This window comes from Sphingomonas molluscorum, from assembly GCF_039522995.1.
GTDB classification, from domain to species: Bacteria; Pseudomonadota; Alphaproteobacteria; order Sphingomonadales; family Sphingomonadaceae; genus Sphingomonas; species Sphingomonas molluscorum.
This window is the reverse complement of record NZ_BAAAEL010000006.1, coordinates 97,606-112,508: the sequence shown is the minus strand read 5'-3', so window position 1 is coordinate 112,508 and position 14,903 is coordinate 97,606. Positions and strand designations below refer to the sequence as shown.

The following is a 14,903-nucleotide window of genomic DNA, read 5'->3' as shown; positions in this document are numbered from 1 at the left end:
GATACAACCTTTCAGAAGACAAAGGCTTGGGACAGCTTCATTGTCGCCGCCGGCGTGACCCGTTGAGTTACGATATTTGATGTACTAATTCGCTCGACAGCGTAGGCGCCGTGGCACGTCGCGGGGAACGACGGCAGCAAAGGGGAGAGATCAACCATGTTTCGGCTGACCCTGATGGCGGCAGCGCGCCAACCATCTCATCCCATAATGACACAGCAAGGGAACGCCGACGCATGATGACCGACACGCCCACCGCCCCGGCGCTTCCGCTGGTGGGGATCGAGCTTGGCGGCACCAAGTGCATCTGCACGATCGCCCATGGGCCGGATGCGATCCTGGATCAGCGTACGGTGCCGACGACGGTTCCGACGGAGACGCTGCCGGCGATCCTCGCCATCCTGGCCGAGTGGCACGGGACGCACGGGTTCCGCGCCATCGGCATCGCATCGTTCGGCCCGATCGACATCAATCCGCTCTCGCCGACCTATGGTCAGGTGCTGGCGACGAACAAGACGGCCTGGCCGGGCGCCGATGTGCTCGGCACCCTGTCCGCTCCGTTCGACGTGCCGGTTGCCTTCGACACGGACGTGAACGGCGCCGCGCTTGCGGAGATCCGCTGGGGCTGCGCGCAGGGGCTGGACGACTTCGCCTATGTGACGGTGGGGACCGGGGTCGGCGTCGGGCTGGTGGTGCATGGCCGACCCACGCGCGGCATCAGCCACAGCGAGATCGGCCATCTGCGCGTGCCGCGGCTGCCGTCCGATACGCTGAAGAGCGTCTGCCGCTATCATCCGGACTGCATTGAGGGGCTCGCCTCCGGCACCGCGCTGGTCGCGCGGCTGGGCGGCCGTCCGGTGGCCGAAGTCGCGAACGACGACCCGGTGTGGGAGCCGATCGTCTCCGCGCTGGCGCTGATGTGCCACGACCTCGTCTGCACGACCGGGCCGTTGCGCATCGCGATCGGCGGCGGCGTGCTGTCCGGGCAGCCGCACCTCCACGCCCGCATCGAGGCCGCGCTGCTGGAGAGCCTGGGCGGCTATATGCAGCTTCCCTCCGACGGGCCGTATATCGTGGCACCGGCACTGGGTGCGCTGGCGGGTCCGTTGGGGGCGATCGCGGTGGCGGCGACTGCCGGCTGACGCGGCGGCGCCCGCCCCCTCCCAAAGTGCGTCGGCCGGGCTATAGGGCGGCCTTCGCACCCAGCCGGAGAATTCTGCCGTGACCGACCGCTTCGATATCCTGATCGTCGGGGCCGGACACGGAGGGGCACAGGCCGCGATCGCGCTGCGCCAGCGCAAGTTCGCGGGCACCGTCGCCATCGTCGGCGAGGAGCCGGAACTGCCCTATGAGCGGCCCCCGCTTTCGAAGGAATATCTCGCCGGCGAGAAGCCGTTCGAGCGGCTGCTGATCCGCCCGCCCGCCTTCTGGGAAGAACGCGCGGTGACGATGCGGACCGGGCGGCGGGTGACGGCGGTCGATCCGGCTGCGCGCAGCGTCGCGTGCGATGATGGCACGACGGTCCACTATGGCACGCTCATCTGGGCGGCGGGCGGCCATGCGCGCTCGCTGAGCTGCACCGGTCATGACCTGGCGGGCGTGCACTCGGTACGCAGCCGTGCGGACGTGGACCGGCTGATCCACGAACTGCCGACGACCGCGAAGGTGGTGGTGATCGGCGGCGGCTATATCGGGTTGGAAGCGGCGGCGGTGCTGACGAAGCTCGGCAAGCAGGTGACCGTCCTGGAGACCCAGGACCGGGTCCTCGCGCGCGTCGCGGGGGAGCCGCTGTCGCGCTTCTACGAGGCGGAACATCGCGCCCATGGCGTGGACGTCCGGCTGGGCGCGCGTGTCGCCTGCATCGAGGAACGAGACGGGAGGGCGGCCGGCGTTCGGCTGGCGGACGGAGAAGTGCTGCCGGCGGAGATGGTGATCGTCGGCATCGGCATCGTGCCGGCGGTGCAGCCGCTGCTTGCAGCCGGCGCGGAGGGCGGCAATGGCGTGGCCGTCGACGCGCACTGCCGCACCTCGCTGCGCCATGTCCATGCGATCGGCGACTGCGCGCTTCACGCCAACGCCTTTGCCGACGGGCTGCCCATCCGGCTGGAGTCCGTGCAGAACGCGAACGACATGGCGACTACCGCGGTGCGCGCGATCCTCGACGACCCCGCGCCCTATCATGCCGTTCCGTGGTTCTGGTCGAACCAGTATGACCTGAAGCTGCAGACGGTCGGTCTGTCGGCCGGTCATGACGCGCTGATCGCGCGCGGGGAGCCGGCGTCGCGCAGCTTCTCGCTGGTCTATTTGCGCGAAGGCCGGGTGGTGGCGCTGGACTGCGTAAACGCGACGCGGGACTATGTGCAGGGCCGTGCGCTGGTGGTGGCCGGAACGATCGCGGACCCCGCGGCCCTGGCCGACACGGGCACGCCGCTCAAGGCGCTGGCACAGGGCTGACGTTTTCGGCCAGATACACAAAAGCCCTGCCGGGCTGATGCCTGGCAGGGCTTTCGATGGCGCGCCCGGAACGATTCGAACGTCCGACCCTCAGATTCGTAGTCTGATGCTCTATCCAGCTGAGCTACGGGCGCCCGGTGGAGGTGGCCTAATAGGCGCGGCTTCTGGGGGACGCAAGCCCGTTGCGCAGTTTTTCTGCACGACCTAGACCCGCGTCATGCGTAGCCCCGTCCTTCCGCTCGTCGTCCTTCTCCTCGCCTCCGGTTGCGCCAAGGAACGCGGCGACTTTCCTTCGCTGCTGCCGCGCGCGATCGAGCAGCGGAGCGATGCCGAGCCGGAGCGTCCGGTGCCGGTCGCGACGCCCGATCCCGCGCTGGACGCTCAGATCGCGAAGCTGACTTCCGCGGTTGATGCGGCAGACACCGCCTTCCGCAAGGCAGCCGATCGTGCCGAGCAGTTGGCGCGTGCCGCAAAGGGCGCGGCACAGGGCAGCGAGCGCTGGCTCGACGCACAGATGGCGCTGGCGGAGGTGGACGTCGCCCGCAGTGAGATCCAGCAGCCGATCGCGGAGTTGGAGCGGCTGGCGATCGATCGCGCCGCCGCGGGCGAGCCCGCCTACCCTGCCCTCGACGCGGCGTTGAAGAGCGGCCGCGAGCGCGCCGATGCGCAGGTGCAGCGGGTCCGCACGATCGAAGCGCTGCTCGCCTGATCCGGGCTAGTTGGCGTCGATCGTGACGCCGCGCAGCACCGGCACGATTGAGGCATAGTCGTCGGTCCAGGGCGCAAGGCCCGGCTCGCGGCGGAGGGCACGCCATCCGGCATCCGAGCGCACGAGGCGGCCGAAGCTGTCGCCGCGGCCGAGCACGATCCACTCCGATGCGGTCGCCTCCTGCCCTGCCTCGTCCTCCGTCGGGAAGTATTCGAAGGCAGCGGCCTTCCAGCCGGTGCCAGCGACGGTCGCGGCAACCACCTGTTCCATTGCGAGATAGCGGTTGGAAGTGTGCAGCAGCAGCAGCCCGTCGGCCGCGAGCACGCGGGCATAGGTCTCGAACGCCTCGCGCGTCATGAGGTGCAGCGGCACCGCGTCGGAGGTGAAGGCGTCGAGCACCAGCAGGTCGAGGTCGCTGCTCCGCTCGTCGGCGAGCGAGAGCCGCGCGTCGCCGAGCTTGATATCGGCGCCGGGCAGGCAGCGGTCGAGGAAGCTGAAGCGGCGCGGATCGCTGGCAATGCGGACCACCGCCGGATCGATCTCATAGAAGCGCCAGCGCTGGCCGGGACGCGCGTAACAGGCGAGCGTGCCGGTGCCGAGGCCGACGACGCCCACGCGGGCGTGGCTTCCGAACAGCGCCGGGAGCGCGCGCATCGCTTGCCCCACGCCGGAGCCGGGAACGTAATAGGTCGTCGGCTGGCGCAGCCGCGCCTCGCTGCCGAGCAACTGGACGCCATGAAGGGTCGTGCCGTGGGCGAGATCACGCGCCTCGGGTCGTTCGGTGATGGTGTAGACGCCGAAGTAGCTCCGCGTGCGGGCGCCGGGAATCGCCGACAGCCGCAGCGCGTCGTAAACACCGAAGAGGAACAGGGCGCCGGCCAGCACGCCAGCGAATACCGGCCGCACCCCGATCGCAAACAGCCCGAGCAAAGCGAGCGCCACGAACACGATCCCCTGGCGAGCCCCGCCCGACAAGCCGGCTTGATGGTCGAGGCCGAGCCACACGGCGAACGCTGTCGTTGCCAGCATCGCGGCAGCGATGATCCGGCGCCGGGCACGCCCTTCCCTCCAAAGCTGCGCCGTGATCGGCAACAGGAACTGCTGGGGCACCAGCACGCCCGCTGCCAGGATCAGCAGCGGGAACTCATAGGTCCAATCGAACAGCACGGGTGCGACCAGCCCGGCGAACACCCCGCCGAGCGCGCCGCCGACGGACATGGCGAGATAGAAGCCGGTAAGCCGCTCTGGCGCAGGCCGGTTCTCGTACATGCAGCTGTGGAGGGCGACCGACACCACGAACAGCAGCAGCAGCGCCACGGCGGCGTTGGCCGCGGCGTTTCCGTGGTGGCCGGCGATCACCATCGTGCCGAACACCAGCACCGCCACGGGTGCGTAGCGCGTGAGGAAATTGGCGAGGCCACGCCGCGCGGCAAAGGCGACGGTGAAGCTCAGGAGATAGAGGCCGAGCGGCAGCACCCAGAGCAGCGGCACCGCGACGATATCCGTCGTGAGATAGCTCGACGTCTCAATCATCAGGCCCGAGGGCACGAACGCGAGTGCGATCCACCACCACAAGCGGGCGCGTGTGGGCGCCGGGCTGGTCAGCGGCGCACGGTGGGCGGCCGGACCGCTGCGCGGCAGCAGCAGCGCGCAGGCAAACACCAGCAGGACGAGGAAGAGATAGCCGGCGGTCCAGAGCCAGCTCTGCCCCGCTAGCGCGAGCTTGGGCTCGACCAGCAGCGGATAGGCGAGCAGCCCGGCAAAGCTGCCCACGTTGGAGGCGGCGTAGAGCGCATAGGGGTCCCGCCCGCCGGTTGCCGTCGAGTACCAGCGCTGCATCAGCGGAGCCTGGGCCGAAACGGCGAAGAACAGCGGGCCGATCGAGGCGCCGAGCAGCCACGGCACCCAGAGCCCCGGCTCCGCGCCAGCCGGTAGGCGCATCGCCGACAGGCCGATCGGAAGCCACAAGGCAGCGAGGGCCAGAACCGAGAGGTGGGTCAGCGCCTGCGTACGGGGCCGGCGATGGGCGAGCCAGTGCGCATAGGCGTAGCCGCCGAGCAGCAGCGCCTGATAGACCAGCATCGCCGAGTTCCAGACGGCGGGAGCGCCGCCCAGCCGCGGCAACGCCATGCGCGCGACCATCGGCTGGACCAGGAACAGCAGGAACGATCCGGTGAGGATCGTCAGCGCGAAGAGCGCGCGCGCGGGGCCGGGGCGCGGAAACGCCGGCTGGGTCACCGCCGCTCCCCAGGCAACAAGTCCATGCCGGTAATCCGGTCGGCGCTTCGGGTACGCAAACGCACGCGGTTCAGATCACGCGCCGAGCAATCGGGCAGCATGCGCCGCATGGTAGGTCAGGACGCCGGTGCAGCCCGCGCGCTTGAACGCCATTAGCGTTTCCAGCACCAGGGCGTCGCGGTCCCCCGCGCCGACCGCGGCAGCCGCCTCGATCATCGCGTATTCTCCCGACACTTGGTACGCAAAAACAGGCACTTCGAAGCTGCTCTTCACCCGGGCGATGATGTCGAGGTACGGCAGCCCCGGCTTCACCATCACGCTATCGGCGCCTTCGGAAAGATCCAGCGAAACCTCCCGCAGCGCCTCTTCGGCGTTGGCGGGGTCCATCTGGTAGGTCTTCTTGTCACCCTTCAGCAGCCCGCGCGAGCCGACCGCGTCGCGGAACGGACCGTAGAAGCCGCTGGCGTATTTGGCGGCATAGGCCATGATCTGGACGTTGTGGTGGCCGTCGCCCTCGAGCGCGTCGCGGATCAGGCCGATCCGGCCGTCCATCATGTCGGAGGGCGCGATGATGTCCGCCCCGGCGCGTGCCTGCGCCAGTGCCTGGCGGACCAGCTGTTCCGCGGTCGCATCGTTCATGACATAGCCGCGATCGTCCACCAGACCGTCATGGCCATGGGTCGTATAGGGATCGAGCGCGACATCGGTCAGCAGCCCGACTTCGGGCACCGCATCCTTGATGGTCGCGATTGCGCGGCACATCAGGTTGTTCGCGTTATAGGATTCCTCCCCCAGATCGGTGCGCAAATGGGCGGGCGTGTTCGGGAACAGCGCGAGGCAGGGGATGCCGAGGTCGCGCGCCTCGCGCGCCCGCTCGACCAGCCCGGCCATCGACCAGCGCGACACGCCGGGCAATGCGGCGATCGGCTCCTCCCCTTCCCCTTCCGTGATGAACAGCGGCCAGATCAGGTCGGCAGGCGTCAGCACCGTTTCGGCATGCAGCCGGCGACTCCAGTCGGCGGCGCGGGTACGACGAAGGCGGAGGGCGGGATACGCGGCGATAGACATGCCCCGCTGTGTGGGCCAAGCTCCGGCGGTGCGCAAGCGCAGGCCACGCAACCCCGCGTGCATCCGGCGGCCCCTTTGCGCGTTGAGGGTGCATGGACAAGATCCGCTCGGCCGCGCTGGTCGTCAATACGCAGTCCCGCACCGGGCAGGATCAATTCGACCAGGCATGTGCCGCCCTGTCCGGCCTGCCCTTCGAAGTGGCGCCGCATCCGGTCGATGATCCCAAGCGGCTGCACGAGACGGTGGACCGGGCGATGGCACGAAAGCCGGACCTGCTGATCCTGGGCGGCGGCGACGGCACGATCAGCAGCCTGGTGGACCATCTGGTGGGCACGGACACGATCCTGGGCGTGCTGCCGCTCGGCACCGCCAACAGCTTCGCCCGGACCCTGGGCATTCCGTTGGAGATCGAGGGCGCGGTGGAGGTGCTGCGAAACGGCACGCCGCGCCGGATCGACCTGGGAATGATCGACGGCGATTATTTCGCCAATTGCGCGGCGATCGGCATCTCGCCCCAGATCGCCAGCACCATCCCGCACAAGCTCAAGCGCTGGTTCGGTCGCGCCGGCTATCTCGCCTGGGCGACGCTGCAATTCGTCCGTTTCCGCCCGTTCGAACTGGTGATCGGCGAAGGTGCGGATGCCAAGCGGCTGTCGGCGACGGAGGTCCGCATCTCCAACGGCCGGTTCCACGGCGGCGTCGAACTGATCGAGGAGGCACGGCTCGACAGCGGAGAGATCATCGTTCAGGCGGTGGCCCGAAACGGCCGCCGTGGGCTGCTCCGCAACTGGGGCGCGACCGTGCTGGGGCTCGACTCCCGCCGCGACGACACCGTCACCTTCCACGCCCGCGAACTGCGGATCGCGACCGATCCGCCCTTGCCGATCTCGATCGACGGCGAGGTGCTGGCGAAGACGCCGGTGACCGCCCAAATCGCCGCAGGCGTGATCCGGGTGATGGCGCCCGCGTCAGCCTAGCTGGCCTCCCAAAAGTCGCAGCGGTAGCGTGTGGCGAAGTCGGTCTCCGTGCGGTCCCCTTCCGGGGAGAACACGCGCACGACCGGCTCGGAGCGGGTGAATGGCGGCCAGTGGGGCAGTGCCTCGCCCCGCGCGAACGCGCCCCAGAGATCGCGCATCCGCCGCGCAAGCCGGGCCTGTGCAGGGGTGAAGCGCGCGGGATTGGCGAGTACCCAGCGGGTGCCGAACACATAGGCGATCTCGCCTGCATGATAGGCGCGCATCGCCATCGGCGCCCAGGGATGCGGGATGGTGAACGGCGCCTCGATGTCGTCGAACCGATAGCCGTAGACGGGCGCGCGGCCGGCAAGCAGCCGTCGCATGCGATCCGCCGGATGCGCAAAACGTGCGTCGGTAATCAGGGAAGCGAAGGCAAGCTGCGCCTCGCTGCGGGTCCAGGCGGGATAGCGGGCGAGCACGGCATCGGCGTCCCTGCCCCAGTCCGCGCGCACGCGCGCCTCGAAATCCGCGCGACTGAGGATGCCGAGGCCGAACACCCGCCCCTCGTCGCTGTTGGTGCCGACGATCACCGGCACCGGCCGATAGCGCCCCTCCGCGAAGGCGCGCGCGGGCTCCTCCGGGATCACCGCGTCGCCCGAGACCGGACCCCAGCTCCCCGGACCGAGGATGCCGCGCCGGATGGGGGCTGCGCGCGCGATGTCGGCGGCAGGCAGCGCCCGCAGCCGATCGAACGCATAGCGGCCGCCCGCGTCGAACCGTTCCGCGAAAACCTCGCCGTCCGCCTGAGCCTCCGCGGCTGCTACGGTGGAGAGCGGGTCCACCGCCACGCCGCTTTGCAGGATGGCGCGGTGGAACAGTCCCGCCGCTCCCGGTGAAAGCATCTGGTAGGAGGTGCTCCAGGCCCCGGCGGACTCGCCGAACAGCGTCACCTCCCCCGGGTTTCCCCCGAAGGCGGCGACGTTGTCGCGAACCCAGCGGAGGGCCGCCTGCTGATCGAGCAGTCCGAAGTTGCCCGACCCGCCGTCCGGCTGCTCGGCAGCAAGCGCGGGATGCGCGAGAAAGCCGAAGGCGCCCATCCGGTAGTTGGGCGCGACCACCACCACCTGCTGCTCCGTCGCCAGCAAGCTGGGGTCGTAATTGTCTGCGGCGCCCAGCGAGAAGGCGCCCCCGTGGAGGAAGACCATCACCGGCCAGCCCCTGATCGGGGCAGTTCCCGGCGGTGTATAGACGTTCAGATACAGGCAGTCCTCGCTCCCTGCGACGGGGGCGAACCGGCCCTGGCCGACGCTCTGGACCGCGGGCGACCCGGTATGGGTCGCATCCCGCTCACCCTGCCACGGCTCGACGGGCTGCGGCGCACGCCAGCGAAGCGCGCCCACCGGCGGCGCCGCATAGGGAATGCCGAGGAACGCCCGGCCGTGCGCCGCCGCGACGCCCGACAGGAGACCGGACGCGATCCGAACGGTTTCCCGCCTCGCATCGGGCGCCTGGACGAGGTGCGACACCCGCCCGGGATAGACCAACTCGCCCTGAAGCAACGGCAGCAGACGCTTCCATCTCATCGCGCAAAGCTGGGCCATCGACGAAAGCCCCGCAAGGGGGCGAACTGCGGATGTGGCAGAGCGCCCGGGCCGGAGGATGACGCATCGGCACCATCGCTCACTTGACGGACCGCTTCACCGTGAACGATACCGCTAACAGGGACGGAGAGGACATGACAGAAACTCAGCACTCGATTCTCGGCGCGCTGCCGGCTGACTGGCGCAGCGCCACCTTGCTCGGCCGCATCGATCGCGGCGACGGCCCCTCCCCCGTGCTGATCAAGGACGGCATCGTCCACGACATGGCGCGCGTGGCCCCCACCGTGTCCGCACTGGTCGCACAGGGCGTGACGGATGCGACCGGCGGCGAAGCGATCGGCGACCTGGAGACGCTGGGCCTCTCGCCCGATGCCGACGCGGCCGTGCGGCTGCTCAGCCCAATCGACCTGCAGTGCGTCAAGGCCGCGGGCGTGACCTTTGCGGTCTCCGCGCTGGAGCGGGTGATCGAGGAAGGTGCGCGCGGCGACCATGAGCGCGCCGCCGAAGTCCGCACGCGCCTGGAAAGTGCGCTGGGCGGCAGCATCCGCTCGGTAGTGCCGGGTTCTGCCGAGGCTGCGGTGCTGAAGGATGCGCTGATTGCCGATGGCCTCTGGTCCCAGTATCTGGAGGTCGCGATCGGCCCGGATGCCGAGATCTTCACCAAGGCGCCGGTGCTTTCCACCGTCGGCTGGGGCGCCGAGGTCGGCGTCCGTTCCGATTCGACCTGGAACAACCCGGAGCCCGAGGTCGTGCTGCTTGCCGACGCGAACGGCCGTGCGGTCGGCGCGATCCTGGGCAACGACGTCAACCTGCGCGATTTCGAGGGCCGCTCCGCCCTGCTGCTCGGCAAGGCCAAGGACAACAATGCGTCCTGCTCGCTCGGGCCGTTCATCCGGCTGTTCGACGACGGCTTCGGCATCGACGACGTGCGTGCGGCCGAAGTGACGCTGCGGATCGAGGGCGCCGACGGCTACACGCTCGACGGCTACAGCACGATGCGCGAGATCAGCCGCGACCCCGAGACGCTGCTTGCCCAGGCGATGAGCGAGCATCAGTATCCCGATGGCCTGGTGCTGTTCCTGGGGACGCTGTTCGCGCCCACCCAGGACCGCGATGCGCCGGGTCGGGGCTTCACCCACAAGGTCGGCGACCAGGTGACGATCGCGAGCGCCCGGCTGGGCACGCTGGTGAACACGGTCACCACCTCCAAGGCGGCAGCGCCGTGGAGCCAGGGCATCGGTGCCCTGATGCAGAACCTGGCGCAGCGCGGCCTGCTCGCCCGCTGAGCGCCGCTAGAACATCAGTTGAGAAGGATTTCCGTGTTGCAGCAAACGAGTACGGCCGAACGGCGGGCGATCTACCCAAGCCTGAAGAACAAGCGGGTGATCGTCACCGGCGGCGGCTCGGGGATCGGCAAAGGGCTGACCGAAGCGTTCGTGGCCCAGGGTGCACGCGTCGCCTTCGTCGATATCGCCCAAGAAGCGAGCCAGCAGCTGGTCGCGCGCCTTTCGCAGGACGCGGAGCATGCCCCGCGCTTCTTCCGCTGCGACCTGACCGACATCGCGGCGCTGCGCGCCTGCTTTGCGGAGATGGAAGCCGAGCTCGGCGGCGTCGACATCCTGATCAACAATGCCGGCAATGACGATCGTCATACGGTGGAGCAGGTCACCCCGGAATATTGGGACGAGCGGCTGGCGGTGAACCTGCGCCACCAGTTTTTCGCCGCGCAGGCGGTGGCTCCGGCGATGAAGCGGAACGGCGGCGGCGTGATCCTGAACTTCGGTTCGATCAGCTGGCACCTCGCGCTGCCCGAACTGGTGCTCTACCAGACCTCCAAGGCGGCGATCGAGGGGCTCACGCGCAGCCTGGCCCGCGACCTGGGTCGTGAGAACATCCGCGTGAACACCATCGTTCCCGGCAACGTCCAGACGCCCCGGCAGGAGCGCTGGTACACGCCCGAAGGCGAGGCTGAGATCATTGCGGGCCAATGCCTGAACGGCCGCATCCAGCCCTCGGACGTGGCAGCCCTGGTGCTGTTCCTGGCGTCCGACGATGCCCGGATGTGCACGGGCCACGACTATTTCATCGACGCCGGCTGGCGCTGAGGCGTCATCAAGCAGGTGGAACGGAGGGGGCCTGGATGCGAAGCGTCCGGGCCCCTTTTGCTATCGCCCGGCGCGAACCACGACGCGCGGCCGCTTGCGCGGCGAGGCATCGGACTGGCGCCGGATCAGGGTGTAGTCGAGGACGAGGCGGCGAGCCGCCTCCCCGTTTCCGGCGCGGCGCGCACGGATCCGTTCGGCAAGCAGGTCCACTGCGGCACGCGACATGTCCGCGATCGGTTGATGGATCGTGGTGAGCTCCGGCCAGATGGTGGTCGCAAGCGCGCTGTCGTCAAACCCGCAGACCGTCAGGTCACCCGGCACGTCCAGCCCGCGGCGGTGCGCCACGGCGACCGTGGCTGCGGCCATGTCGTCGTTGCTCGCGAAGACCGCCGTCGGCCGGGGCTGCAAGTCGAGCAGGGTCTCGGCCGCATCGAGACCGGACCGATAGGTGAAGAGCGCCGCCACCTCGAGTGCCGGATCGTGCGGGATGCCCGCTTCCGCCAGCGCGGCGCGATACCCCTCCAGCCGCAGGGCGCTGGCGGTCTGGTTCGGATTGCCGATGATAAAGCCGATGCGGGCATGGCCGAGCGACAGCAGGTGCCGCGTCATCGCATGGGCGGCGGCACGGTCGTCGATGGAGACCGCAGTGGCGTCCTCCGGTGGCTTTCCCGTCGCCACGACCACGGTCGGGACGCCCTCTTCCGCCAGATAGTCCAGCACCGCGCGCGAATCGCACAGCGGAGGGGGGAGGATGATGCCGTCGATGCCAGCGACGAGCCGCTGCACCACGCGCCGCTCGTCGCCGTCGCCTTCGCATTTCTCCACCACCAGCTGGATGTCGCTGCGCCCGGCCTGGTCGACGCTCCCGACCAGGAACTCGCTGAGATAGGCGGCGCTGGGATTGCTGTAGAGCAGCGCCATCCGAAGCTGCGCGGCCCCCGCCAGGCTGCGCGCCGCCCGGTTGGGCGCATAGTTCAGGTCGGAAATCGCCTGAACCACCGTCTCCCGAGTGGTGTCCCGGACACTTCCTTCGCCGTTGATGACGCGCGAGACCGTCATGGTGGAAACCCCGGCGCGCGCCGCGACGTCCGAGATCGTCGGCGCGCCGCTCTGGCGAGCGCTCCGCGCCCTGGGTTTCCTGTTGCTCTCTCGCATGTTGCGGCTGATGAAGCATCTGCGGCAGCCGCCGCCAAGCCCAGAAAGGGTTGCGAACGCAAAGATTTTCAGATGGCACGCTTTAAGTCCACATAGCGGGACAAGGTGCGCCGGTGTGCCGAACACGGCAACAGGGAGGGAGAGGTAGATGAACAGGGTATCGACGCTGCGTGGACTGCTCGCCGGTGCGGCGATCTTCGCGACTCCGGTGGTGGCACAGCAGGCGAACCAGCCCGCTCCCGGGCCGCAGGCGAGCACCGCCCACCCGGATCGCTGGCCGGCCGCCAAGAGCCCCGACCTCATCGATCCAGCCACCGAAGCGTTCGTCACCCGCCTGATGGCTTCCATGTCGCTGGAGGAGAAGGTCGGCCAGATGATCCAGGCCGATACCAGCGCGATCACGCCGGAGGACCTGCGCCGCTACCCGCTGGGGAGCATCCTGGCCGGCGGCAGCTCGCCGCCGCTGGGGGCCCCCGATCGCTCGCCGGCAGCGCCGTGGGTCGCGACCAGCCATGCGTTCAACAAGGTCGCGCTGGAGAAGCGCCCCGGCCATGTGCCGATCCCGCTGATGTTCGGCATTGACGCGGTGCACGGCAACAACAATGTCGTCGGCGCGACGATCTTTCCCCACAACAGCGCGCTGGGCGCGATGCGCGATCCTGACCTGATCCGGCGGATCGGCGCGGCGACGGCGGCCGAGACGGCAGCGGCGGGCTTCGACTGGGCGTTCGGGCCGACGCTGGCGGTGCCGCAGGACGATCGCTGGGGCCGTGCGTTCGAAGGCTATTCGGAGGATCCCGCCGTGGTCCGCTCCTACGCCGGGGCGATGATCGAGGGGTTGCAGGGGCGCGGGAAGGCGACGGGCGGCGGCAAGGGGCCGATCCAGCAGGGCCATGTCTCCGCGAGCGTGAAGCACTTCCTGGGAGACGGCGGCACCAAGGACGGCGTCGACCAGGGCGACACGCAGGTCGACGAGGAGACGCTGATCCGCATCCACAACGCGGGCTACCCGGCCGCGGTGAACGCCGGCACGATGACGATGATGGCATCGTTCAGCAGCTGGAACGGCGCCAAGATGCACGGCAACAAGTCGCTGCTGACGGACGTACTGAAGGGCCGGATGGGCTTCGACGGCTTCGTCGTCGGCGACTGGAACGGCCATGGCCAGATCCCGGGCTGCACCAACGCCGACTGCCCGGCGACCTTCAACGCCGGGCTGGACATGGCGATGGCGCCGGACAGCTGGAAGGGCTTGTTCGAGACCACCGTCGCGGCGGCAAAGGACGGCCGCATCCCGATGGCGCGCATCGACGATGCCGTGCGCCGCATCCTGCGGGTGAAGGCGAAGCTGGGCCTGTTCGATCCTGCGCGCCCCTATGAAACGCGGGCCGACGTGTTCGGATCGGCAGAGCACCGGGCGGTTGCCCGCGAGGCCGTGGCCAAGAGCCTGGTGCTGCTGAAGAACACCGGCGTGCTGCCGATCAAGGCGAGCGCGAACATCCTGGTCGCAGGCGACGCCGCCGACGACATCGGCCGCCAGTCGGGCGGCTGGACGCTGAGCTGGCAGGGCGACGGCAACACCAATGCGGACTTCCCGAACGGCCAGTCGATCTATGCCGGCATCGCCCAGGCGGTGAAGGCCGGCGGCGGCACCGCAACGCTGAGCGCCAACGGCAGCTTCACGAAGAAGCCGGACGTCGCGATCGTCGTGTTCGGCGAGATGCCCTATGCGGAGATGCGGGGCGACGTTCGCACGCTGGAGTTCCAGCCGGGCGACAAGCAGGCGCTCGACCTGCTGAAGAAGCTGAAGGCTGCGGGCGTGCCGACCGTGTCCGTCTTTCTCTCCGGCCGTCCGATGTGGGTCAATCCGGAGATCAACCAGTCGGATGCGTTCGTCGCCGCCTGGTTGCCCGGCACCGAGGGCGCAGGCGTGGCCGACGTGCTGGTGGGCGACCGCGACGGGCGGCCGCGCCGCGACTTTGCAGGCAAGCTCGCCTTCAGCTGGCCGAAGACCGCGGGGCAGTTCACCCTCAACAAGGGTGCGCCCGGCTATGACCCGCTATTCCCGTTCGGCTATGGCCTGTCCTACGCGCGCGGCGGAACCGTCCCGCGGCTGGCGGAAGTCGCGGGTGTGGACGCAAGCCTCGGCAACACCAGCCTTTACTTCGCGCGCGGCCAGGTGCCTGCCCCGTTCAAGCTGGCAGCCGATGCAGGCGTCACCGTCACGGCGGTCGACGGGCCGCAGACCCAGGAAGGCGCGCGCCAGTTCAGCTGGAACGGCGCTGGGAGCGTGCGGATCACCGGGCCGGAAATCGACCTGACGCGCGAGACCAACGCCGACCTGCTGCTGCAGGTGACCTATCGCGTCGGCGCGCCCGCAAAGGGGCCGGTCACGCTAGGCTTCGGCGCCGGCCGCATTGACGCACGCACCCTGTTCGGCGCGGCAGGCGCCAACTGGCGGACGGTGCGGGTGCCGCTCAAATGCTTCCGCGACAAGGGGGCTGACGTGGCCAAGGTGGGCGAGGTCTTCTCCGTCACCAGCAGCGCGCCGCTACGCTTCGCGATCGCCGACCTCCGGCTGGTGACCGACCCCGCCGGCGCCGTCTGCCCGAACTGATCC

At 69.3% G+C, this 14,903-nt stretch carries 11 protein-coding genes and 1 tRNA gene; 7 read left to right on the top strand and 5 right to left on the bottom strand.

Annotated features, from left to right (window positions below; all coding sequences use genetic code 11):
• Positions 1-236: 236 nt before the first annotated feature.
• Both ABDZ92_RS08340 and ABDZ92_RS08335 read left to right on the top strand, forming a co-directional pair.
• Positions 237-1,139, top strand: a complete 903-nt coding sequence (locus ABDZ92_RS08340; RefSeq protein WP_125962098.1) for an ROK family protein — start codon at positions 237-239, stop codon at positions 1,137-1,139.
• Between the two features lie 79 nt (positions 1,140-1,218).
• A complete protein-coding gene (locus tag ABDZ92_RS08335; RefSeq protein WP_125962056.1) occupies positions 1,219-2,451 on the top strand; it encodes an NAD(P)/FAD-dependent oxidoreductase in 1,233 nt (410 codons plus the stop codon).
• A 57-nt stretch (positions 2,452-2,508) separates the two neighbouring features.
• On the opposite strand, the gene ABDZ92_RS08330 is transcribed toward ABDZ92_RS08335, so the two are convergent.
• A tRNA-Arg gene (locus ABDZ92_RS08330) sits at positions 2,509-2,585 on the bottom strand.
• Between the two features lie 83 nt (positions 2,586-2,668).
• Between ABDZ92_RS08330 and ABDZ92_RS08325 the strand changes: the two genes are divergently transcribed.
• Positions 2,669-3,160, top strand: coding sequence for a hypothetical protein (locus ABDZ92_RS08325; RefSeq protein WP_125962057.1), 492 nt, complete (start codon positions 2,669-2,671; stop codon positions 3,158-3,160).
• A 6-nt stretch (positions 3,161-3,166) separates the two neighbouring features.
• Here the strand turns inward: ABDZ92_RS08325 and ABDZ92_RS08320 are convergent, their stop codons facing one another.
• Complete coding sequence (locus ABDZ92_RS08320; protein WP_125962058.1) at positions 3,167-5,398, bottom strand: fused MFS/spermidine synthase; 2,232 nt, start codon at positions 5,396-5,398, stop codon at positions 3,167-3,169.
• Between the two features lie 75 nt (positions 5,399-5,473).
• Positions 5,474-6,466 (bottom strand): porphobilinogen synthase, encoded by a 993-nt coding sequence (gene hemB, locus ABDZ92_RS08315; RefSeq protein WP_125962059.1) that lies wholly within the window; start codon positions 6,464-6,466, stop codon positions 5,474-5,476.
• 92 nt (positions 6,467-6,558) lie between these two features.
• Here hemB and ABDZ92_RS08310 point away from each other — a divergent pair, with 92 nt between their 5' ends.
• Positions 6,559-7,443: a diacylglycerol/lipid kinase family protein gene (locus ABDZ92_RS08310; RefSeq protein ID WP_125962060.1), complete on the top strand. Its 885-nt coding sequence runs from the start codon at positions 6,559-6,561 to the stop codon at positions 7,441-7,443.
• On the opposite strand, the gene ABDZ92_RS08305 is transcribed toward ABDZ92_RS08310, so the two are convergent.
• Positions 7,440-9,005, bottom strand: coding sequence for a carboxylesterase/lipase family protein (locus tag ABDZ92_RS08305; protein ID WP_125962061.1), 1,566 nt, complete (start codon positions 9,003-9,005; stop codon positions 7,440-7,442). The two genes, ABDZ92_RS08310 and ABDZ92_RS08305, sit on opposite strands and share 4 nt — an antisense overlap.
• 152 nt (positions 9,006-9,157) lie before the next feature.
• Here ABDZ92_RS08305 and ABDZ92_RS08300 point away from each other — a divergent pair, with 152 nt between their 5' ends.
• A complete protein-coding gene (locus ABDZ92_RS08300; protein ID WP_125962062.1) occupies positions 9,158-10,309 on the top strand; it encodes a fumarylacetoacetate hydrolase family protein in 1,152 nt (383 codons plus the stop codon).
• A gap of 33 nt (positions 10,310-10,342) precedes the next feature.
• Complete coding sequence (gene xylB, locus ABDZ92_RS08295) at positions 10,343-11,128, top strand: D-xylose 1-dehydrogenase (protein ID WP_206432250.1); 786 nt, start codon at positions 10,343-10,345, stop codon at positions 11,126-11,128.
• A gap of 60 nt (positions 11,129-11,188) precedes the next feature.
• Here xylB and ABDZ92_RS08290 read toward each other — a convergent pair whose 3' ends face one another.
• Positions 11,189-12,283, bottom strand: a complete 1,095-nt coding sequence (locus ABDZ92_RS08290; protein WP_125962064.1) for a LacI family DNA-binding transcriptional regulator — start codon at positions 12,281-12,283, stop codon at positions 11,189-11,191.
• 148 nt (positions 12,284-12,431) lie between these two features.
• Between ABDZ92_RS08290 and ABDZ92_RS08285 the strand changes: the two genes are divergently transcribed.
• Positions 12,432-14,900: a glycoside hydrolase family 3 protein gene (locus ABDZ92_RS08285; protein WP_125962065.1), complete on the top strand. Its 2,469-nt coding sequence runs from the start codon at positions 12,432-12,434 to the stop codon at positions 14,898-14,900.
• Positions 14,901-14,903: the final 3 nt, after the last annotated feature.

Coding starts and splice junctions, on each gene's coding strand:
- ABDZ92_RS08310 (WP_125962060.1), top strand. CDS start 6,559: ATGGACAAGATCCGCTCGGCCGCGCTGGTCGTCAATACGCAGTCCCGC.
- ABDZ92_RS08285 (WP_125962065.1), top strand. CDS start 12,432: ATGAACAGGGTATCGACGCTGCGTGGACTGCTCGCCGGTGCGGCGATC.
- hemB (WP_125962059.1), bottom strand. CDS start 6,466: ATGTCTATCGCCGCGTATCCCGCCCTCCGCCTTCGTCGTACCCGCGCC.
- ABDZ92_RS08300 (WP_125962062.1), top strand. CDS start 9,158: ATGACAGAAACTCAGCACTCGATTCTCGGCGCGCTGCCGGCTGACTGG.
- ABDZ92_RS08340 (WP_125962098.1), top strand. CDS start 237: ATGACCGACACGCCCACCGCCCCGGCGCTTCCGCTGGTGGGGATCGAG.
- ABDZ92_RS08290 (WP_125962064.1), bottom strand. CDS start 12,283: ATGCGAGAGAGCAACAGGAAACCCAGGGCGCGGAGCGCTCGCCAGAGC.
- ABDZ92_RS08325 (WP_125962057.1), top strand. CDS start 2,669: ATGCGTAGCCCCGTCCTTCCGCTCGTCGTCCTTCTCCTCGCCTCCGGT.
- ABDZ92_RS08305 (WP_125962061.1), bottom strand. CDS start 9,005: ATGAGATGGAAGCGTCTGCTGCCGTTGCTTCAGGGCGAGTTGGTCTAT.